The 20,862-nt window shown below is 45.1% G+C and carries 20 protein-coding genes; 8 read left to right on the top strand and 12 right to left on the bottom strand.

The genetic code is table 11. The features are described 5' to 3' along the window. Positions 1-62: 62 nt before the first annotated feature. From NKT06_RS04275 to NKT06_RS04260, 4 genes are all read right to left on the bottom strand, one after another. Positions 63-1,052, bottom strand: a complete 990-nt coding sequence (locus tag NKT06_RS04275) for a phosphotransferase enzyme family protein (protein WP_253430359.1) — start codon at positions 1,050-1,052, stop codon at positions 63-65. A 403-nt stretch (positions 1,053-1,455) separates the two neighbouring features. After that, the gene (locus NKT06_RS04270; RefSeq protein WP_253430356.1) at positions 1,456-2,004 is read right to left on the bottom strand and encodes a hypothetical protein; all 549 of its coding nucleotides are present in this window, start codon (positions 2,002-2,004) and stop codon (positions 1,456-1,458) included. A 4-nt stretch (positions 2,005-2,008) separates the two neighbouring features. Continuing rightward, positions 2,009-3,592, bottom strand: coding sequence for a glycosyltransferase family 39 protein (locus tag NKT06_RS04265; protein WP_253430353.1), 1,584 nt, complete (start codon positions 3,590-3,592; stop codon positions 2,009-2,011). Between the two features lie 205 nt (positions 3,593-3,797). Beyond that, positions 3,798-4,001: a helix-turn-helix domain-containing protein gene (locus NKT06_RS04260; RefSeq protein ID WP_253430350.1), complete on the bottom strand. Its 204-nt coding sequence runs from the start codon at positions 3,999-4,001 to the stop codon at positions 3,798-3,800. A gap of 142 nt (positions 4,002-4,143) precedes the next feature. Here NKT06_RS04260 and NKT06_RS04255 point away from each other — a divergent pair, with 142 nt between their 5' ends. Together NKT06_RS04255 and NKT06_RS31855 are read left to right on the top strand one after the other, a co-directional pair. Then, entirely contained in the window at positions 4,144-4,431 is a 288-nt protein-coding gene (locus tag NKT06_RS04255) for a DUF6809 family protein (RefSeq protein ID WP_253430347.1), read from the top strand. A 98-nt stretch (positions 4,432-4,529) separates the two neighbouring features. Next, entirely contained in the window at positions 4,530-4,610 is an 81-nt protein-coding gene (locus NKT06_RS31855) for a putative holin-like toxin (RefSeq protein WP_367399886.1), read from the top strand. A 182-nt stretch (positions 4,611-4,792) separates the two neighbouring features. On the opposite strand, the gene NKT06_RS04250 is transcribed toward NKT06_RS31855, so the two are convergent. Continuing rightward, positions 4,793-5,326, bottom strand: a complete 534-nt coding sequence (locus NKT06_RS04250; protein WP_253430345.1) for a cysteine hydrolase family protein — start codon at positions 5,324-5,326, stop codon at positions 4,793-4,795. 46 nt (positions 5,327-5,372) lie between these two features. Then, complete coding sequence (locus NKT06_RS04245) at positions 5,373-5,759, bottom strand: iron chaperone (RefSeq protein ID WP_253430342.1); 387 nt, start codon at positions 5,757-5,759, stop codon at positions 5,373-5,375. 184 nt (positions 5,760-5,943) lie between these two features. On the opposite strand from NKT06_RS04245, the gene NKT06_RS04240 reads away from it, so the two are divergent. Together NKT06_RS04240 and NKT06_RS04235 are read left to right on the top strand one after the other, a co-directional pair. Further along, positions 5,944-6,264: an ArsR/SmtB family transcription factor gene (locus NKT06_RS04240; RefSeq protein ID WP_017690570.1), complete on the top strand. Its 321-nt coding sequence runs from the start codon at positions 5,944-5,946 to the stop codon at positions 6,262-6,264. Between the two features lie 99 nt (positions 6,265-6,363). Then, the gene (locus tag NKT06_RS04235) at positions 6,364-7,446 is read left to right on the top strand and encodes a Rossmann-fold NAD(P)-binding domain-containing protein (protein ID WP_253430339.1); all 1,083 of its coding nucleotides are present in this window, start codon (positions 6,364-6,366) and stop codon (positions 7,444-7,446) included. A gap of 117 nt (positions 7,447-7,563) precedes the next feature. Here NKT06_RS04235 and NKT06_RS04230 read toward each other — a convergent pair whose 3' ends face one another. Next, a complete protein-coding gene (locus NKT06_RS04230) occupies positions 7,564-8,226 on the bottom strand; it encodes a M48 family metallopeptidase (protein WP_253430336.1) in 663 nt (220 codons plus the stop codon). Positions 8,227-8,379: 153 nt separating this feature from the next. Between NKT06_RS04230 and NKT06_RS04225 the strand changes: the two genes are divergently transcribed. Then, the gene (locus tag NKT06_RS04225) at positions 8,380-9,147 is read left to right on the top strand and encodes a GNAT family N-acetyltransferase (RefSeq protein ID WP_253430332.1); all 768 of its coding nucleotides are present in this window, start codon (positions 8,380-8,382) and stop codon (positions 9,145-9,147) included. Between the two features lie 112 nt (positions 9,148-9,259). On the opposite strand, the gene NKT06_RS04220 is transcribed toward NKT06_RS04225, so the two are convergent. Both NKT06_RS04220 and NKT06_RS04215 read right to left on the bottom strand, forming a co-directional pair. Further along, positions 9,260-11,638: a GH36-type glycosyl hydrolase domain-containing protein gene (locus NKT06_RS04220; RefSeq protein WP_253430329.1), complete on the bottom strand. Its 2,379-nt coding sequence runs from the start codon at positions 11,636-11,638 to the stop codon at positions 9,260-9,262. A 129-nt stretch (positions 11,639-11,767) separates the two neighbouring features. Then, positions 11,768-12,187, bottom strand: coding sequence for an ester cyclase (locus NKT06_RS04215; protein ID WP_253430326.1), 420 nt, complete (start codon positions 12,185-12,187; stop codon positions 11,768-11,770). A gap of 304 nt (positions 12,188-12,491) precedes the next feature. On the opposite strand from NKT06_RS04215, the gene NKT06_RS04210 reads away from it, so the two are divergent. Further along, entirely contained in the window at positions 12,492-14,999 is a 2,508-nt protein-coding gene (locus NKT06_RS04210) for a transglutaminase domain-containing protein (RefSeq protein WP_253430323.1), read from the top strand. A 111-nt stretch (positions 15,000-15,110) separates the two neighbouring features. Here NKT06_RS04210 and NKT06_RS04205 read toward each other — a convergent pair whose 3' ends face one another. Next, entirely contained in the window at positions 15,111-16,013 is a 903-nt protein-coding gene (locus NKT06_RS04205; protein ID WP_124118614.1) for an SDR family oxidoreductase, read from the bottom strand. A gap of 495 nt (positions 16,014-16,508) precedes the next feature. Continuing rightward, positions 16,509-17,888, bottom strand: a complete 1,380-nt coding sequence (locus NKT06_RS04200; RefSeq protein ID WP_253430320.1) for an amino acid permease — start codon at positions 17,886-17,888, stop codon at positions 16,509-16,511. Positions 17,889-18,254: 366 nt separating this feature from the next. Here NKT06_RS04200 and NKT06_RS31850 point away from each other — a divergent pair, with 366 nt between their 5' ends. Together NKT06_RS31850 and NKT06_RS04195 are read left to right on the top strand one after the other, a co-directional pair. Beyond that, positions 18,255-18,620, top strand: coding sequence for a DUF6713 family protein (locus tag NKT06_RS31850; protein WP_367399845.1), 366 nt, complete (start codon positions 18,255-18,257; stop codon positions 18,618-18,620). Positions 18,621-18,682: 62 nt separating this feature from the next. Continuing rightward, on the top strand, positions 18,683-19,675 hold the full coding sequence (locus NKT06_RS04195; protein ID WP_253430317.1) for a DUF4003 family protein: 993 nt from the start codon (positions 18,683-18,685) through the stop codon (positions 19,673-19,675). Positions 19,676-19,786: 111 nt separating this feature from the next. Here the strand turns inward: NKT06_RS04195 and NKT06_RS04190 are convergent, their stop codons facing one another. Then, entirely contained in the window at positions 19,787-20,782 is a 996-nt protein-coding gene (locus NKT06_RS04190; protein WP_253430314.1) for a phosphotransferase, read from the bottom strand. Positions 20,783-20,862 lie beyond the last annotated feature (80 nt).

The raw sequence follows: 20,862 nt of genomic DNA, 5'->3' as shown, positions 1-20,862 counted from the left end.
GAGACATGACATATGTTCAATGAGTATTGTACTGGGGGGATATCACTGTTTACGTTTAGGCATTACATCGGATGACCAAATTGCTCTGCCTTTTCTGTCATTATCCTCGCTAACCTCGCTCTTAGTCCGCTCATCCATTCCGGTTCATGTGACCACTGCTCTGCAACAGATCGAAGCATACGCACATAGCCGTACAAGTTGGCAAAACGGCGACAAGCGGGGAACATCCTCTCCAGATCATACCGTTCTCCTGCCTCGGACCAGTAACCATTCAGGAACAATTGCTTCTTCTGCTCCCATTGTTCAGGCTCGATCTCCTCACGTAAACTATCCAAGCTACGCTCCACATCCATCGCGTACCAGTGATACATGGAATCATCAAAATCAATGGCATAACAAGAGTTACTACCTTCGTCATAGAAAACATTATCCAGTTCAAAATCGTAGTGGATGAGTCCGAAATTATGCTTGTTCATCGGCCAGTTCACAAAATACGTTCGGAGAAACTCCACCTCGTTCAAAGCAGCCGTTTCGGCAGGAAAATCCTTCAGAACCTCCTGCATCCAATTCAATACATCCGTATAGGTCCAGCGCCGCTTCTCCTCCTGCTCAGGCTTGAATATACGCGATAACTGGTGCAGCTCACCTAATGCCTGACCATAGCTGTACAGGATAGAGTCATTCAATTGAACGCTCCCTAACTGTGAACCGGGCACTCTCTTGAATACGGAAGCGTAGTACGTCCCCCATGGCGTGTGAGCTTCTACGATTTCTTTCCCTGTGTGGGAAGGTACGGCCTCCATAGCTCCATAATGATTCGCTCGAAGATAACGGAGGAACTCCAGTTCAGCGCCAAGGTTGACTTGATTTTTCTCCTCTACCGGGGCAAAACGAAGCAATCGAACTTCCCCCTGCTCTCTGAACGGGTACACGGCATTGGAGGAGATGCGATAATACTGAAACATGTCCAGCGATTCGGGATCGTAGTTCCAATTCTTTAGAATCATCTCGGCAAGGTCATTATGATGAAATAAATATTTTAATGTTAACATGGGCATTTCTCCTTTTTAATCGGTTCATGAGCATTGCTTGTAGCCATCGAATACCTATTTTTGCGCGCAAAAAGCCGCAGGCTATGCCTGCGGCTTTTAAAAATTCTGAGTGTATGAGAAATTTGCACAAGCAAATAAACCTCGCATACACCAGAAAAACTGAGCAGTTATATCCCTATATGTCGGCAGAACTCAGATCGGACTGGGAAACAAGATGTTTCCACCCTGCATCTGATGGTCTGCCGGAATTATTCAGTTTATGCTTACCTTCATTGTAGTAATAGAACATAGCATCTTAGACCGTCGTTTCATGACGCTCACTCCCTTCAAAAAACAGCTGTTTCCATAATAACCCATAAGCTAAGTGTAAGCAATTACGAAATGACGATAATCCCATCATCTTTTACTGGACAACCATCACTCGTTCCACCGTCTCGGTGTTGTCCTTATACCACACCATCACGATGTTTTCTTTTTGAAGATCAGACACTTGAATGGACGAATTCCCATTTGGGCTGGCATTGCCCGAACGCCGCATTCCCATGCCCTCAGTAATAGTAACGTCATCTGTTATATTCAATTTCAATTCCATTCCGGTATCCTTCCATTCCATGCTTGGGGATGAGCTGTCCTGCATTTCAAGTAACGCCAGCGTAACTGTGTTTCCATTCACAGAGATGACTCTACCCGTAATGTCGGCATTCATCGTCCCCTGCGTCATGTCGGGACTGCCTGTTCGATCATTCATGCCCGGGGTACCCCTTCCACCTCTTGGTGTTCCTCCGTTCATGCCCAGACCGCCACCATTTGGCATGCCAAACCCGTTCATACCTTGCACAGAACCGGTGTTGGTAATATTCTGGGCGGTTATAACATCGCAAGCCGTCAGCATAACCAAACATCCCAGCAGCAGAAGTAGCGTAACCGATGTAAAATATTTATTTTTTCGCATATGATCACCTTTTTCTCAAGGAAAATTTCTCCAAGGTACCTTTACGATGGAATATGAAGTCATACGTGTCTTTGAACCCCATATAGGACAGCACAACCAACACCGGATATACAGGGTAGATGTATCTGGACTTAATCTCCCACAGAATATAAAATCCGATGAATCCGAGAATGACCAGGATTAATGAGACTTCATCATACCGTTTACGACGGATTCCACCGAGCAACCGGATGAAAATAAAACAATACATGAGGAAATTCATCACATATACGATCCAGAGCAAACCTGTCCGATAAGCCGAGTCCCCCTGCATCAGTTCTGTTATTGCATTGGTATAACTATAGGACCCTGCGATTCCGCCTCCCCTTCCTCTTCCAGCACCCAAGGAACTTTCATTGCCGATTCCGTATCGGTCCATCTGGTACGTTCCTTCGGTCCAGGTCCATATGATCTTTTTGTAATACATCTGCACCAAGTCACTTGCACTTGCTTCGGACAGTTTATTGCTAATCTCTTGTTTGAACAAATCTGCGCTTTCAGCCTTATTGTAGTTGGCCTGCCTCTGATAGATCTGATAACTCTCCATATTGTCCCAGAAACCAAAGCGCTCCAGATTAATCCCCATATTCAGCCACATATAGACTGGCGCGGCATTCTCTCCCACAGGTTCGCTCACTGCACCGGAGGATTGAAGAACCGCATTCTGAGTCCAGGTTGGTACATTAAACAACATACCCAGCACACCGATGGAAATGATGACTTTCTTCATTCCGATGCTCCGCATATTCAGCAGGATCGTTATGATGGCAGCGAATAGCACAATAACGCCGATGCTTCGAAAGTAATTGCCTATCGCGAGAAAAATGGCGGCAAGGACGATTGTTTTCCAAGACTTTTCTCGTACAAAACGAATTAAGAAGTATAGGCATGATGTCAGAAATGCTGTGGCAATCACATCGTTATAGATCAAGTTGTTCAGGAACAAGGACGGCAGGTACGTCGCTGCAAAGATCAAAACACCGTAATCACGTTCAGTGGATCTGTCATTCACTTGTTTATAAATAAGGTAAATCATGAACGTCGTTAATGTTGAAAACAAAATATTAAATAGTTTGATGACCAGATAGTTGTCCGGGAACAGGTACAGCAATGTCTTCAGGTACAGCACAATCGAGTAGTTAAACGGGAACATGTGCAGATAACCGCCCGTCTCAAATGACGAGTAGTCTTGGTCGTACAGCATATTCATGGCGAGTGAGAGAACGGTCTGTGAATCATCGGTGGGCACTCTCGGAAATACGAAAATGATGATGATCTGAATGGCCAGTGAACTGAGCAGCACAATCGGAATGACAACCTTCGGGCTGTATTTGTTCAGCTTCAGACACAGAGCGTATAACCCGACACCAGAACCAAGGAGCAAAAGAATGACTGGGAGAAAAACACTCCACTGCTGCATGCCCAAAATGGGATTGTCCCCATACAAGGCGTAGTTGTACTGTGCCCGAACCAACAAGGACGAAGCAATAAACACCGCAACAAACACGAGCAAAATGAGATAAAACGACTTATGCAGCATCTTAGACATGCCAAAACTCCTTTTCCATTACAGGATTCCGTGAGTATTATAATCGCTCTGGCTGAAAAATCGCTGAAAGGAAGTAACGCTTGCAATCGGTACAGATCGGCATATGTATACAGACAGAAAAAGACCGTCCCTCCGATAAGGTAACGGTCTATATGTCCATTTCTTGAGAAGTACAGGGCCTTTAGCTAATTGTTGAAGATCACTTCTAGTCCTTAATAAACTCAATGATATCCTGGATCTCACAATCCAAAGCCTCACATATTCGATTCAGCGTATCGAACTTCACACCATCGGTTTCTTCATTATATAATTTGGCAATCCCATTTCTATGTAATCCGGTTAGTCGGGATAAATCAGCAATATTAATTCTTTTCTCACCCATAATACGAGATAAATGAACCTTGATCATACGAATTCTCCTCCAAACTAAAATGCACACTGTGATGTTGACAAAGCACACTACAAGTTGTATATTCAAATAAACATAATGCACACTGTAGTATTCAAATGGAAACTTAATATCTACAAATACTCAAAAAGAGGTGTACATAGTGAAAGAATCCTTGGAATCTTTAGCAGAACCGTTAATCCGAACGCGCTTAGAGTTATTATACAACAATTTGTCTCACACGCAGCCTGATTATACCCAACTATCTAAAGAATCTGATCAATACTTTCAGAATATTCGCCAAGCTTTACCGGAGCAACTGAATCAGATCCTTTTTCTATATGAAGATACTCAACTCTCTATGCAAACACTTCTGGAAAGAGAGATTTATTTACAAGGGTTTCGGGATGCCCTTCAGCTAATGAACGAGTTACATATAAACAGCTTCTAACAACTTGGCTTCTTACAAAATATGCTATAATCAACAAAGCAATAGAATAGGCTTAAAAGGGTCGGTCGGCTACCTTGCCACGAAGGGAGGAATGCCTTGTGACAGTATTTGAAGCAATTATGTTGATGCTTACCTTTGGTTTGCTCATCGTTGCTATTCTGTCCAATACACACAAATAGACCGCCCCCCTCGCAAAAGGATGCGGTCTATTGTTGATCATCTTTCTAAGCGAAGCCCACCGCCCTTAAAAGCGGCTATTGCTCGGAGGAGTCGTGTTACCAGCACGGCTCTCTTTGCATTTTACGTCTAATCTGCTCTTATTATACCATACTCAAATCTCTGGCGTCACATGTAAACCACGCTAGATACGATACATTTCTTTATACTCATCCACATATAAAACTTCAATACAATTCGACCAATTCAAAATCGAACCGACAAAATCCTGAATGTCCAGACCCGGCATCTCATACGTCTCCGCTGTGTTCACCGAACCTGTTGCGTCCTCAATCAAGGTTACCTTAAACCCTTCGTGTTCCGCAGTAATTGCCGTAAACAGACAACAATATTCCATGTTGAATCCAACAATAAATACATGTTCTACCTGATGATCTTGTAGCCAAGTTCTTAGCTCCGGATTGCTGAAGGCACTTGGTTTGCTTTTCTCCATAACGGAATACTGACCCGTACCCATTATAATTTCCAGGTTCGCAGTATTCGTATAGAATAGTGAAGAGCCCTCCTGATCGTAATCTACATGTTTCATGTATATGATTGGCTCATGTTGCTGTTCAAAATCAGCGATAACCGCTTCGATCTTGCCCAACTGAACTGTGAAATCCTTCAATGATGTAATACCATACTGCACATCCAACACGATTAGGGCTTTGTTCATCTGCACTTCCCCCTCAGTAGGCTAACAAGTTTTTATCCATTATTACCTACTTCTTCCGTTTCTTCTCCAGCGCAATTTCCACATTTTCTTTCACCCGAAACTCCACAATCCGGCGGATCAGATTCTCCGGCAATGGCTGATCTAGCGGAAACTGGACAGATCCCTTAGCCCCTTTGTACTTGGAGAGTTCCTCCTTGAAAGCCAGAATCCCACTGGGAGCAGGGTAAAATCCAATATGATGCTGGTATGCAGCAAAATGAACCAGATTCCCATGCTGTGCATACGTGGGCATCTTGTAACTGATCTTCTCTTCGGCGTGAGGAGCCGACTCGCGAATAAGCTGTCTTAACGCCTGTAATCTCACCTGTACATCGGGTGCAAACTCCGAGATATATTCATCTACCAGCACCGAATAATGGTTACTCTCAGCCATCTTGGACTCCTTCCACCACGGATACAGCAATGGTTTCGTGGTACGGGCATATTTGCTTATATTGTACTTCAAATGGACAAGCGGAACAGCTATTTTCCTGCAACTTAGAATGTTAAATTTGATTTTTAAGTGAACTAAGCCTTATAATACGTTTAAACAATTAAACATTATAACGGAGTGAGCCATGAACGAATCGATGGGTAACCAAAAAGTTATTGATATTTTCGAGAATCTAAGTCCTTATCTTCAAGGTTTGGGAGACCCCGTTCGCCAGCGAATCATATCGCTGCTCATTGATCAAGAGAGCATGAACGTATCACAGATTGCAGAGCATGTCCCCATGTCACGCCCTACAGTCTCTCATCACTTGAAAATATTACGTCAATCCGGGCTGTTATCGGTTCAGAAAAAAGGTACGGAGATGTATTACAAGCTGGAGTTCAACGATGCGATCGAATTGCTCAAACAGCTCGTTCATCTCGTGGAAGTGGAATGTCAGAGCTAGCGCGTACCGCGCTGGTGAACCGCATTCCTTTTCTTCACCCTTATATGTTCAATAGTTTAAACATATAAGTACATAAACATATCAACGGAGGTTTATCGAATGAATAGAAAAAGAGTTCTCATCGCTGGAGGCTATGGTGCTGTAGGTGCACAGCTTGCTCGCATTTTGCATGACAGGCATCCTGATCTGGAATTGGTACTGGGAGGCCGTTCTGCGGGTAAAGCAGCACCTTTTCCATCCAATCGTGTCCAAACGGTTGTTGTTGATACCAATGCAGACGATCCACTGATTCACGCAGGAGAGAATATATCGTTAATCATTAATGCAGTGAACGATCTGGATGATCGGCTACTCGTATCGGCAGTGCGGAGAAAAATTCCACTTATCGATGTAACACGCTGGACTGAGGTGTTCAATCAAGCGATCCGTACAATAGAGCAGGAAGAGCTTCATGCTCCTGTAGTGCTATCCTCTGGATGGATGGCAGGAACAGCTTCTTTATTTGCCATGATACTTTCTAACTCTCTGCAACATGTCGAATTAAACATTCATGCCCTATGGTCGCTGCGGGATAAGGCCGGCCCTGATTCGGCAGCTTTCATGGACCGGATGAGTATTCCTTTTAAGGTCACCGAATCCAACACGAACCGACTCGTCTACCCCATGACAGATCCGATTAAAGTTCATTTCCCGAACGGGTATACGACCCCATGTTACAGATTGGATACACCCGATCACGTCACTTTGCCTCATACCAGCAATATCGATTCCGCCAGCTTCCGCATTTCATTCGATAGTAAAGTATCTACCTATGCACTCGCCGGATTGGTCAAAACCGGAGTATGGAAGATGATCAGTGGTGAACGTTTCCAGCCATTCCGGCGGAAATTGCTCTATAATCCGGGAACCGGGAGTGAACATCATCTGGTCATTCAACTGAAAGGACTGGATGCGAAAGGTAACCTGGTTGAACGAACGATGACGGTCTCTGACCCACTCGGTCAAACTCATATGACTGCACTCGGCGCTGCGGTGCAAGCCGAGAAGATACTGATGATGCCAGCGGATGAGCCTATGGCTCCAGGCGTCTATTATCCTGAGCATCTATTCGATGATCGAATGGACATGGATGCGGTTACTCATTTTTTCACACAATACGGCGTTCAATTATCTTATTCCTAATATCCAGACACAACAAAAATCCGCGAAGCCACTCACTGCAAACAGTGGGACCTTTGCGGATTTTACGAATAACAATGGAGGGGAGTAGGGTATCCAAGTAGAAACTTGGACCTGAAATTATAGTGTCATGGCTCGACCATTGCGCATCAGATAATCTTCTTTCGCTTTGTAATCCGGCATGATGCTGCCGATCCGTCGCCAGAAAGAGCGATCATGATTCATGTGGTGAATATGGCAAAGTTCATGAATGATGACATAATCCATCACTTCCAGTGGTGCCATCGCCAGGCGATAATTGAACGTAAGCTTTTTGTCCCAGCTGCAACTTCCCCATTTCGTTGGGGAGTCTACAATCTCTATCGACTTCGGCTTCACCTTCAACTCCTGCTGATAACGTCCGATGCGCTCCCCAATCATGCGTTTACACTCGGCAAAATAAAACTTCTTCAGATTCGCTCGTAGCTCCTCTTCTGTAAGCCCCTCTACAGAAATTAATTCATGCAGTGCATGCTCCTTGCCAAAAAGCAGGAACTTCCCTTTGCCCTCATCTTCATATTCCTTGGCTTGAGGACCGTCGAGCGCCCGCTGCATCAGAGCGGATTTCTTCAAAATTACATCTCCATGCTGCTCCACAAGTTGCCGGATCATGTCTTCACTGGTACCATTGGGTGCTTTGATTGTTACCATATAAGGTAAGTCCATCGTGATGGACACTTTCTTGCGTTTGCCATATTCGATATGACAGTTAATGTTATGGCCTTGCATCTCTATCGTTAACATAATGTGCTCCGCTTCTGAAGTTATTCATTCAACCAAATCAAATTGTATACCATCTCCGACCATAATGCATACTGTTCGGCGATATATATGTTTATATTGTATTTTTATACATTATTATGTATTATTATTTAATCATAAAATCGGAGGTTAGACATGATACATACAACGGATACAAAACACAGAACCATTGAAGAACTATCCCTTAACCACTGGCAACCTTTGTCCACCTTACTGTATGACGGCTGGGTACTCCGTTTTGCCAAAGGATACACCAAACGTGCCAACTCCGTTCAACCTATCCACTACTCCACTCTGGATGTGCATGAAAAGATTGAGGAATGTGAGCGTATCTATGCTTCCAATCAGTTAAATACGATTTTCAAAATCACGCCGTTTATTCAGCCAGATCATCTCGACCAGCTTTTGCAGGACAAAGGATATACTGTTGTGGATCTGACTCGTATCCAGATTCGGAGCCTAGATGACATCAAAGAACCTGTGCACCAAGCTGTACAGATTGACGAACAGTTGACCACAGCGTGGCTGGATCACTTTTGCCGATTGAACAAGGTGAATGATCTGCAACGGGAAACGACGAAACTTATGTTGAACAATATCCGGACAAAGACAGGTTTCATCTCGCTGTTAATTGACGGGCAAGTCGTCGCTTGTGGATTTGGTGTAATTGAACGTGGCTATATGGGATTGTATGACATCATTACAGACGCTAACTTTCGCAATCAGGGACTTGCTGAACAGATGATCCTGCACCTCCTGCATTGGGCAAAAGAGAATGGTGCTACGTCTAGTTATCTGCAAGTGGTTGCAAATAATGCACCTGCCTTGAAGCTTTACGCCAAGCTGGGTTATTCGGAGATATACAGCTATTGGTACAGAGTTAAAGAATGGAACGAGTCCTGATCAAGCTGAAAGCAAAAACTGCCCTCCTCCTATAAAGGAAAGGCAGTTTTTCATTCGGCTTCGTAATTGTTCAAAATTCATCGCAGCATACCACAGGTACTCCGTACTCTTTCTACCTAGGCAGCTTCACCAGCACCTCATATTTCACGTCAGCTTGGATATTCTTGATGATGTCACCTTCTATACGTTCACCGTCAACGTACACTTCAATCGTCTGGACAGTTGCATCCTTCTTCATGTTCACGTTCAACTCAGCCCCGCGGAACAACCGCGTGACCGACGCCTCGTTCCAATCTTCAGGAAGTTGCGGACGAACCTGAAGCCCTTGTGCGTGACCTTGCAGGCCAAACAATCCATCGATCAGGCAACGATACACCCAAGGCACTGTGCCGGTGTTGAACAGATGACTGGAGCGCCCGGCTGTACGTGGAAATTGCCGATAAGCTCCGCGATAATAATTCGGGATAAATACAGGCAGTTGACCCCGTTGGAGAATATCCTCGGCATTGGGCCCCGGAATCATTTTACGCAGCAAACGATACGCCTTCTCCTTCTCACCCACCAGGTACAACGCATAGATATAGAAAGCTGCCGCGTGGTTGTACACTGCACCATTCTCTGCACTTCCCGGATGTTTCTGCGTGACACGGCCTACATCTTCCCGCATCGCTGTGAAAGACGGCGCGAGCTTCTCGACACCATATGGCGTCTCCAATTGCTCCTCTACCGCGCGGATTAACTTCTCCTGTTTCTCCTGGTCGGCAGCACCGCTCATGAGTGCCCAGCTCTGAGGATTGATATAGATGCGTCCTTCCACGTCCTTGCTCACACCGAACACTACATTATCATCCGTAATGCCTCGTGCATACCAGTCCCCATCCCACAGGTACTCATTCGCTGTCGCATTCGTCTGATTGGCTTCCTGACGGAATTCCTCTGCAACCTCGGCATGCCCAGCCTGTTCAGCAAGATCTGCCCAAACATTAAAAGCATATGCCGTCGCAATGGTCAGCCAGCCGGATACGCCTTTGCCTTTGTATCCCACCATGTTCATCGGATCACACCAGTCACCCTGATTGATATAGTTCAACCCACGTGCATCCCGCTCATGGATCAACCAACGCATCGCAAGATTCATATGTTCCATTACGGAAAGCTTCTGTTCACTGTCTGTAAAAGCAACCTGTTCCTCCAGAATGCTATAGTCATTTGTTTCATCCAGATAAGTCTTCATACAGACCGGAAGCCAGATACAGTGATCGGTATGAGGAATCTGGTTAATATATTTCAATTCTGCGTCCGGGTGCAAAATAATTCCGTCCGGCATGGCGCCGCTAATATGCTGTTGTGACAATGCAGTCAGGAACGCAGCCCGCGCAATCTGCGGCTGAATGTAACTCATCCCCATGTTATCCTGCAGATAATTCCGGGTCTGTGGATCGGTCGACAGACGGTTTGTTTTCCCGTGATAATACATCTGACGAGGCAGCCAGTGATTCACGACATTATCCAGCCATCCATCCGATGTCTGGATCTGAATGTTTCCCTGCCCTTCCGCAATATAATCCGCATACTCCTGCTCGGCAGCCGCAAAACCATCCTGTCCTTCCTCATTCTGCTTCACAAAATAATGCTGACGGATGCCCTCAATCTCTGCCTCATCATGAGCCGGGCCAAAGATAAATCGGTAGGCTTGCTCAGCACCAGCTTCCAGTTCTACTCTGTATTGCAATACGGCCACAGGTGTCTCATATCGCGCATCTCCACCAGTGAGTGTCTCTGACTGAAGTCCAGAAGGATGATGAAGTCCGCCTTCGCCTTCAAAGCTCTCTTGATTCACTTCCCACGCGGTCGGTTGGTGATCTGCAAGCAGATAGGTTTTATCGCTGTAGGTTTTGATTTTGCTATAATCCTGATATTTCTGATACGGCGTAACCGCCGAGCAGACGATGCCCTGCAAATCTTCCACATATGAACCGGACTGGTTCATCCATGACATATAACCGACCGTAAAATACGGGTAGATACTCAGCTTGCGTTTTCTCGAAGACAGATTCGTCACCTTCACACGCCACAGTTCCATGACATCTTCCTTAGGCAGACGCAGGGACATCTCAATGCAAATGTCGTCCTGAATCACTTTCCAATGAATATCGTGTTTGCCTACAGCGAACGTATAGCTATCCGCCTGCTTGCGAACCGGTTCATACGGTGCAGAGAAGATTTCGCCACTGACTTCATCTTTAATGTAAACAAACCTTCCCGGATGGTGGGCATAGTATGGCTGCTCCGGTTGCATAAATGTCTTCGCTTCCAGGTTGGGCGCGTACGAATATTTGGCAGGTTCGGGCTGCATGAATTGGGCCACAGCGTACCCCCGGCAATTCACATGAATCATCATCTTTTCATTCCAAAGAAATCCGGATGCCTTCGGTAAACTTGTCGGGCTTGTCAGTTCAACATATTGATTATCTTCCGTTGCTTTAATCATCTCTGATCCTCGCTTTCAGATTATGGAGTTAAAAAACAGAAAACGTTTTAGGTAACTTGTATACAACTTGGTCCATTATAACACGGGAACGCTTACAAAGAATTAAAAACTAAAAAAGAGCTGAGAAACTCAGCCCTGATTACGCTCCAATTGTTTTTCGATGCCCAATCTGTCAATCTGAATCCAATATTCTGCAATGCGTTCGTTTGCCACCCGGTATACCGCACTTGCAATTTCAATCACCGGGAGGTTGGTTGGACTGTATCCGTCCACTTCGCCAATATGGGTACCTGTTTGTCTCCAGCGTACATAAACTTTATCACCTTGCGTCAGCAACTCTTGAATTTCGAGTGAAAATTCCCCGTATGCTTCAATCATCTCTCGCACATGATCCGCATAATCGGAAGGTGTTCGGGTGACCGTGACCTCATCTTCGGATATCACTTGATGAGCCAGTACTTGTTCCGCCATCACGCTGCTTGCATAATTGGGATTCCGCCCTGATCGGACTTCTTCAAAAAAGCTTTTGACAATCTGTTCTGCTGTCATACGCCAATCCAGCCTCCTCAATTATTCTTCTGTTATATATATAAATATGTAGTAACTCTTGTATTTTAACATGGTCCCCCCGCTACGGAATTACAACTGTTCTATTGTTCTACAGGACTTAAAACCTACCTCTCACCTTGACAATGAGTCAATATGACCATAAACTAGCAAAGGATGTCAGGAAATTAATAGGAGGTTTAGCTGTTAAGAGGTTCGAGTATGGGTTTTAACCATATCTGATAATCTTTCGGTGTGTAGAACGTAGTCATTAGAGTCACTCAGAAAAACAAGAAAGCGGTGTATCATGAAACGTCTATTTTTCATTATGTTTGCGCTCACCCTGTTACTGGCTGGATGCCAGAGTAATGAACAGGAAAGCAGTCCGTCCGAGAATAATCCTACCGAAGTCGTAGAAGGTTCTACCATTTTAAGTTTGAAGCAGAAATACGGCTCCGAATCGGAACAAGCGATCATGCCGATGTACAACGTAGCTCAGGATGAAGAATTTACGTTCAAGTTTAAAGCAGATTTACGGAAAAATAACCTGTCAGCTAGTGACATTATTAGTGTACATACCGATATTAAAGCACTTAAAGCAAGCGATGTACATGCCCTTCGCGATACCAATGGCAACAACGTTTCCATTAAACCTCTTGGGTGGGGCGTTTTAACCTCAGATTCCATGAAGAACAAGGATCAAGGTTCTTGGGGCGGTGCCCCCATTTATTACATTCGTCTGAATTATGATCCGGATGCTGAGAAGCTAACCCTGCTCGATCACCCCATCATTATTCCGTTTACAGTGAAATCGGAGTTGCCTGTGCCCAACCTAAGATACGAGATTGATAAAGACAGACGGTTAACGTTGGTCTGGGACAAGGTTGAGGGTGCAACCGAGTATAAAGTTTATGAACGTTCTGACCTAACCAACTTTGATACCAATGTACCTCTAACTGGCGCAGAGGACGCTTTCAGTAATAGTCTACCTTTAGATATTGCGTTAACAACAGAGACGTCTTTCAATGATTTTATGAAAGACGGAAAAGGCGGGCTCGGCACTTATAATGAAATGATAACTACCACTCAGAACCATGGTATACGAGGAGAATATTACGTTACTGCAATCGGTGGAGACAAAGAATCTAATTTTAGCAGAGGTGTTCCTACAGCTCCGCTTGCTTCCCAGTTACCAACAGCTTTGAAAGAACAATTGTATAGGGAGAAATTAAAGAATATAGATGCACTTCCTCAAAAAACGACAGTGGAATACAACGACGGCTCTTTAGCCCGGGAAACCATTGTCTATGATACCAAAAGCGTAGAGATTTCAGAGTTTAATGAAACGAATATTCCTTTTCACGTTAAAGGAACAGCTCTGAAAAGTTACGTACGTGTAGAAAATGTGACCCAAGCAGACCTGGACAGACTCACTCAGCAAACCGTAGCCGAGTCCAGCAACGGACTGGTGGAACCAAAGAACAACACACCTTACGTCCCTGCACCTGATGTGCCAACGATCATCAACAATCAAGATGCACCTGAGTCTGCAACGGAAACAAAAGAACCGGTAGCGGAAACTCCAACTACAGAGTCCACAACCGATACTGAGACTTCAGAGAATGCAGCTGAACCGATATCCACCGAGGCTTCTAATGATACTTCTGAGAGTGCTTCCGAGGAAACTTCTAATGAAGCCCCTGCTCCAGCTCCTGAAGCTGAAGAAGACAATCTGGTAGATGAGCAAAAGTCCAATACACAGCAAAATGTAGAACAAGGTGATCAGGAAACCGTGCCTCAGCCTGCTACAGGCGATGCAATGATCAATGCAGATTCCGCATTGGAAGAAGTTTTAGCCAAAAACATGATTGCGGCGCAAGATAAAATTTCGTTGAAGGCTTTCCCCGAAGCTCAGAATTTCACGACACTCTCGGACGTTGTCCTGAAAGTGATGTACCAGAATCCATTGATTCTTGGTGTGGAAGGTTTCGAATACAACTATAGTACACTTACCCTTTCCATTCATTATAATGAATCGGCTAGTGGTATCCAGAAGAAGCAAGATGAGATTATTGCCAAAGCAAACGAAGTTGTAGCTTCCATCATTAAGGATGGCATGAACGAAGATGAGAAACGTAAGGCCATCTACGATTATCTGAACGATAACGCAAAGTATGATGATGCAGCGCTGGAAAATGCGGAGCAGAACAACTTTAAAAATGTCGATCCGCAGTTCAATGACTCGTTTACCACATACGGTATTCTGGTCAAAGGTGTCGGGGTATGTGCCAGTTATGCCTCCGTTTACAAATTGCTCTCCGATCTCTCGGGACTGGAAAGCATCGTTGTAACGGGCGCTTCCAGTGGCGTTCCACATGCATGGAATAAGGTCAAAATCGGGAACGAATGGTTCCATGTGGATGCCACCAACAACCTGACGAACTCCGGCATCCCCTACTTCTTGTATAATGCCAACGATGAGACTGCTGCCAGCCAGAAAACGATAGCGGATAAGGATTATTGGCTTGATTCCGAACTCGCAATGTTCGATGGCGAGAGCGATGCCAATGATTATTATGTGCTGAATGATCTTGAAGTCGCGTCTATTAATGAGTACAAAACCAAGGCTGAGAGTGAACTTAAAAAAGGAGAGAACCGGGTCATCCTCCGTTTTGCCTCACCAGTTGACTCTGATGAGCTGATGACAGCTACTGGCGAAGCCCTAGCTGCAGTCGATGAAGCTCTTCTGAACACGGCGCAATTGGCCACGCTCGGCAGTTATGCCATTCTGGACCCGAAACCAGAACAGAAATAATTTTATAATTATAAAAAAATAATTAACAACAAAGAACTCCATTCACCTTCATCGGGAATGGAGTTCTTTGTCTCACTGGCCTATGATTCAAAAGCTTTTTATAACCAACGTTTACGGACTAACCGTACCGCCATTCGCATTCAGTGTTTCGCCGCTCACATAGCTGGATTCCTGGCTTGCCAGGAACACAAATGCCGGAGCCATCTCGGCAGGCTGTCCTGCACGACCAAGCGGTGTGTTGGAACCAAACTCGGCCAGCTTCTCGACTGGTTGTCCACCCACAACCTGGAGCGGTGTCCATACCGGGCCCGGTGCAACAACGTTGACACGAATTCCTTTGCTACCCACCTGTTGTGCCAGCGCTTTGCTGAACGTGTTAATGGACGCCTTTGTTGTCGCATAATCCAGCAGAATTGGCGAAGGTTTGTACGCCTGAATCGATGATGTATTGATAATGGAGCTACCCGGTTTCATGTGTTTTACAGCTGCTTTGCAGAGCCAGAACATGGAATAGACATTTGTTTTGAACGTTGCATCGAATTGCTCGGTAGTCAGATCCGCAATCTGCTCTACAAATTGCTGTTTACCTGCCACGTTAGCGAGGATATCAATCCCGCCAAGCTCTTTTACCGCAGATTCAATGAGTTCCTCACAGTATTTCTCATCCTTCAAGTCACCTGGCATCGTGATCGCTTTACGCCCGGCTTCCTCAATCAACTTCACAACTTCTTGTGCATCTGCTTCCTCTTCTGGCAAATAAGCCAGAACGACATCTGCACCTTCACGGGCAAACGCAATCGCAGCTGCCCGTCCAATTCCGCTATCAGCTCCGGTCACAACTGCTTTGCGTCCTGTTAAACGTCCGCTACCTTTATAACTTTTTTCACCCGCATCAGGAACAGGAGTCATCTCACGCTGGAGTCCCGGCTCATCCTGTTGCTGTTTCCACTCCGGTGTAGCTTTCGGATATTGTGTCGTTGGATCTTGCATGGTGTGCTGGTCTTGATTAGCCATGTTCAATTCCTCCTCGGTTATTTACACCCTTTAAATTGAACGCGATGATTCTACACTGGTCACTATGCGGGCAGAGCAACCTTCCGATCGCTGTTATCCCCAGATTTTTTCTATCCCTAATTAACGGGAAATCCGGTGATAAAGGCGAACGTTTCACTTCTCCAGGTTTTCTCTGACCTCTACGTTATTGTGTAGAAATAAGTTCAATTTAAAATAGAGTGTGTAAATTTAAAGTTTATTTTTATATTGTTTTCATAAAAGTTTCACTCTTTTCTTTGTAACCGAGATTGGCCAAATTTAAACTGGACCTGCCCCATTTTCGTTGGCAACTGTCTGGCATTGAATCTCCGGAGATTTGAGAGTTTATAATCAAGCATGAATTTTCAGATAAAAAAATGCACTCCCTGAATGACGCTGAATCACCCGCAGGTTCTCCAATCATTTCAAGGAATGCACATATAATATTACGATATAAGTTGATTACTGATTATTAGACTAGCGATCTTCGCCGCCATCTATCCGTTGTCTTTTTCCGATGCCAAATGCGAAATATCCAGCCACCACGATGGCCATGAACGTAGCTCCAACGATCAGAGGCAAGCGCGTATCCGGGTTAAACGCCATACCGATAATGACGAGGATCAGATACACAATAATAATGTAATTGCTGATGGGGAACCATTTGGACTTGAAGTTATGGTCCGCCATCTCGTTGCCCCAACGCTTTCTGAATCTGAACTGACTGAACGCCAGCGCGAACCATGGAACCATGCCCGGAAGCACACTTGCACTGTAGATGTACAGGAATAGTTTGGAGTCTGGCATCAGATAGTTCAGTACAACTCCGATTAACAACAAGGAGATCGTAATGACGATACTGTTGCGGGGAACCCCACCTTTGGACAGCTTTTTGAAAAAGGCAGGTGCCTGCCCATTCTCAGCCAGCGTGTATAACATCCGTCCTGCACTGTAGATTCCACTGTTACATCCCGACATGGCCGCCGTGAGCACCACAAAGTTGATGATTCCCGCTGCAGCAACAATTCCGACCTTGGCAAAGGTGAGCACAAACGGACTTCCCGTCTCGCCCACTTCATTCCAAGGGTACAATGTCACGATGACAAATATGGCACCGACGTAGAATATAAGAATACGCCACACGATATTTTTGATCGCTTTACGCAAAGTGTGTTTCGGATTCTCCGCTTCGCCTGCCGTAATACCGACCATCTCCACTCCCTGATACGCAGCCGTGACGATACACAGCGCGAAGAGGAAACCTTTGATGCCTCCAGGGAAGAAGCCACCATGACTGAACAGATTCGACAGACCAATGGCCTGCCCCCCATTCCCCCAGCCGAAGAAGATGAGCCCCGTTCCGATCACGATCATGGCCACAATAGCCGTTACTTTGATCATCGCAAACCAGAATTCAAATTCCCCATAGAACTTCACAGCCGCCAGATTCGCCGCCGCAATGATGAGCACCCCGGCAAGTGCCGGCAGCCACTGCGGAATGTCCGGGAACCAATACCCGACATAGATGCCAATTGCCGTAACTTCCGCCATTCCAACCGTAACCCACAGGAACCAATAACTCCAGGCAGTCAGGAATCCGGCAAGCGGACTAATATATTTGTGGGCAAATGTTGCAAACGAACCCGTGACCGGCTCCTGAATCAACATTTCCCCCATAATGCGCATGACAAAAAAGATAATGATACCGGCCAGTAAATAAGCCAGCAGCACGGATGGACCTGCCCATTTGATCGTACTCGCCGATCCCATGAACAAACCAACGCCGATTGTACCTCCGAGTGCAATCAGCTCTACATGGCGGGGCTTTAGCCCTCTAGATAGTTGCTTTGATTCCAAACGATTCTCCCCTTTTCTGGTGTACAGCTTCCTGATGTAATTTTAAATTTCATATTCACATTAACGCAATGCAGAATTGCTTCACCAAATTGTACGAGATGTGCCGCAGAAATACAACAAGGAATGTGAGGAAACGGATTCACAACACATATAGGTATAGGATAACCGCTTAATGAATATGGCAGACAACTGATTCAACAATTCATCGCAGCGTTGTGTAATCATAGCGACAGATTTCCTTTTTCCCTGACTTTACAGGGAGATCACTGGAACCCCGATGGGCAGCTCACGTATTGTATCTTTGGGTCTTATGCGTCTTGTCGTTATTGATCTGCTTGTATAAAATTGAAAAATAGGAGGCTTCACATGCCTGACTTCTTACTGGTCTTATTTTTGTTTAACCTTTCTCTATTCCTGCTTCATGAAATGGATGCGATCAGGCGGTCCGAGTGGAAATTGTTTATTGTATTAAAAGATATGAAAGATGATAAAGCCTACAGGTATTTCACCTGGATTCACTTGCCAATGTACACCATCATTCTCTCTCTGCTCTTTAGCTCGTATCAAACGATTACATTTTGGGTGCTGGACATCTTTTTCATCATACATACCGTATTGCACTTCTTTTTCGAGAAGCACCCTCACAATGAATTTAAAAATGGATTCTCCAGATCATTCATATATCCTATGGGAATAATTGCTTTAATTCATTTAATATTCTTAATCATCTAATCTCTTAACAACGGCGGGATGAAAGACTGACAATGATATTTTCTTAAAATGGAGGTATGAATATGCAACAACATCATGCAGAACGAGTTGAATTATTCGTTTCCAACACGCAGATCATCAAGAAGTCGTTCAAATGGCAACATGGAATGATTCACCGTCTGGCCGCCTTGCTCTATGCAGCGGAGAATAAAGTTGCTGATGCAGAAGCTATTCGCCAAAGCCAAGAGTTGATTAAACAAAACACAAAACTTTTCTCTGCATTCAGAGGTAATTCTGCCATTAGCATTGCTACCATGCTCTCCCTTACAACGGATGAGGACACAAAGCTGGCAGATACCCTACATGTCTATGATTTGATGAAAGAGATCAAATTCCGCACCTCGGATTATCTCGTTATTGCCGCCTATCAGATCGCAACTCAGGTATCACCCGATCAGTTTCAACCTACGGTGGAGCGAACCAAGTCATTTTATGACGGCATGAAAGCAGAGCATCGCTTCCTTACTGGACAGGATGACTACATTTTCGCTGCCATGTTAGCCCTTTCCGATCTCGACGTGCATACTGGTGTCGCACGAATGGAACAACTCTACGGGGAATTAAAACCAGAGTTCTCTTCCAGAAACAGTGTGCAGGCGTTAACACAGGTACTGGTTCTTGGAGAGGATACCCCGGATGCAGGGAATCGTGTGATTGCCTTAAATGAAGCTTTTCGTCAAAGGGATCTCCGAATGGATAAAACGTACACATTACCTTCTCTCGGGTTACTTTCCCTACTGCCTTCGGACAGAGATACATTAGTGGATGAAGTCGCGGAAACAAATGAGTGGTTACGGACTCAAAAAGGTTTCGGTGCCTGGTCGATTGATAAACAGGAGTTGCTCCTGTTCTCATCCGCGTTGATAGCCATTCAATATGTGGAGAATCTGCGAAACGGTATGCTAACGACAGCAATCTCAACCAGCATCACGAATATTATCATCGCTCAACAAGCAGCGATGACCGCAGCTGCCGCAGCATCGGCTGCTGCCGCTTCCTCATCATCTTCCAACTAACCAGGACCAGGTTGCCTTGAATATAAGTTGAAAAAGACCCTCCCGAGTTCAAGTTCACTCGGAAGGGTCTTAAAGCATTCAAGCTACACCTAAAATAATGTTCATTATTCGCTATGATACAATCCCCATATCCCGAAACTCTTCCAGAAAGTCATTCAGCCAATCCTCGCCATAATCCAGCGCACCCATATCACTCTCGATAAAAGCAACATCCAGACCCATCACCCAGAACCTTCGAGCGATAATAAAGAGATCAACCGCCTGTTCGTCTGCATCCGTAAACTTCCGAACCGACCGGTATCCTTTCATCAACGCATCCCATAGTCTTTGTTTCTGCCCTGAATCACCAGACTGCCGTTTCCGAATTTTCACTTGGGCCAGATCATAGGCACGCCAGCCTTTGGCAGCCCACTCGAAATCGTAATGGATAAACGAATGCTCCTGTTGAAACGCATTGTTATTCCCATGCATATCGCCATGACACAGTCCAAAGTCCAGGCCTTGTCTGGAAGCGGCGACGATGCGTTCTTTTAATGCTGTTGCAAACGTATGGAGAAATGCTGCTGCTTCATGGTTCTCACCGATATACTGGATGATTCTTTCTAAGGGTTCGTCGATGAGAAATTTCAAATCAAGCTCATATCGTGGCAACTCCACGTCCAACTGATCCATAGCCTTATGCATTTCAGCGGCAGATTGACCAAAGGCGTAACAAGACTCCTCATCCTCCAAGTTGTTCTCCGTACCATCAATATACCGAAACATCACAGCAACCCGCTTGCCTTCTGCCGCCTCCAGCACCGTATATCCAGTGTCATCTTTCTTCTGAATATATTCTCCAATGTCGGTGTGTTCCGCAGAAGTTAGAACGTTCTTCAGTTGAGCTAATAACGATAGCTCATACTGAACATCTGCCTCCGAAATTTCAGTGCGGTAGATACGAAGAATATACATCCCACTGGACGTGCGAACTCGGTAGGTATCATTCAATCCTCTAAGCCAAAACAAACATTCTTCCCATGTTCCAATGTCATACTGATTGCTCAAAGCAGACTCCAGATACCTGGGGTTAAGCACTGAACGTAAAGCAGTCGGTTGATTGGACATATGTATACTCCTTCAGTTTATATGATTATTTCTCATCTGATGAATGATGTAACCGTATTCACCTCTCAACCTATAACATA

This window comes from Paenibacillus sp. 1781tsa1, assembly GCF_024159265.1.
Classification (GTDB): Bacteria; Bacillota; Bacilli; order Paenibacillales; family Paenibacillaceae; genus Paenibacillus.
This window is presented reverse-complemented; position numbering and strand designations above follow the sequence as displayed.

Bases quoted from the DNA above. Each gene is read 5' to 3' on its own strand.
- NKT06_RS04275 (WP_253430359.1), bottom strand. From the start codon at position 1,052: ATGTTAACATTAAAATATTTATTTCATCATAATGACCTTGCCGAGATG.
- NKT06_RS04270 (WP_253430356.1), bottom strand. From the start codon at position 2,004: ATGCGAAAAAATAAATATTTTACATCGGTTACGCTACTTCTGCTGCTG.
- NKT06_RS04265 (WP_253430353.1), bottom strand. From the start codon at position 3,592: ATGTCTAAGATGCTGCATAAGTCGTTTTATCTCATTTTGCTCGTGTTT.
- NKT06_RS04260 (WP_253430350.1), bottom strand. From the start codon at position 4,001: ATGATCAAGGTTCATTTATCTCGTATTATGGGTGAGAAAAGAATTAAT.
- NKT06_RS04250 (WP_253430345.1), bottom strand. From the start codon at position 5,326: ATGAACAAAGCCCTAATCGTGTTGGATGTGCAGTATGGTATTACATCA.
- NKT06_RS04245 (WP_253430342.1), bottom strand. From the start codon at position 5,759: ATGGCTGAGAGTAACCATTATTCGGTGCTGGTAGATGAATATATCTCG.
- NKT06_RS04240 (WP_017690570.1), top strand. From the start codon at position 5,944: ATGAACGAATCGATGGGTAACCAAAAAGTTATTGATATTTTCGAGAAT.
- NKT06_RS04235 (WP_253430339.1), top strand. From the start codon at position 6,364: ATGAATAGAAAAAGAGTTCTCATCGCTGGAGGCTATGGTGCTGTAGGT.
- NKT06_RS04230 (WP_253430336.1), bottom strand. From the start codon at position 8,226: ATGTTAACGATAGAGATGCAAGGCCATAACATTAACTGTCATATCGAA.
- NKT06_RS04225 (WP_253430332.1), top strand. From the start codon at position 8,380: ATGATACATACAACGGATACAAAACACAGAACCATTGAAGAACTATCC.
- NKT06_RS04220 (WP_253430329.1), bottom strand. From the start codon at position 11,638: ATGATTAAAGCAACGGAAGATAATCAATATGTTGAACTGACAAGCCCG.
- NKT06_RS04215 (WP_253430326.1), bottom strand. From the start codon at position 12,187: ATGACAGCAGAACAGATTGTCAAAAGCTTTTTTGAAGAAGTCCGATCA.
- NKT06_RS04210 (WP_253430323.1), top strand. From the start codon at position 12,492: ATGAAACGTCTATTTTTCATTATGTTTGCGCTCACCCTGTTACTGGCT.
- NKT06_RS04205 (WP_124118614.1), bottom strand. From the start codon at position 16,013: ATGGCTAATCAAGACCAGCACACCATGCAAGATCCAACGACACAATAT.
- NKT06_RS31850 (WP_367399845.1), top strand. From the start codon at position 18,255: ATGCCTGACTTCTTACTGGTCTTATTTTTGTTTAACCTTTCTCTATTC.
- NKT06_RS04195 (WP_253430317.1), top strand. From the start codon at position 18,683: ATGCAACAACATCATGCAGAACGAGTTGAATTATTCGTTTCCAACACG.
- NKT06_RS04190 (WP_253430314.1), bottom strand. From the start codon at position 20,782: ATGTCCAATCAACCGACTGCTTTACGTTCAGTGCTTAACCCCAGGTAT.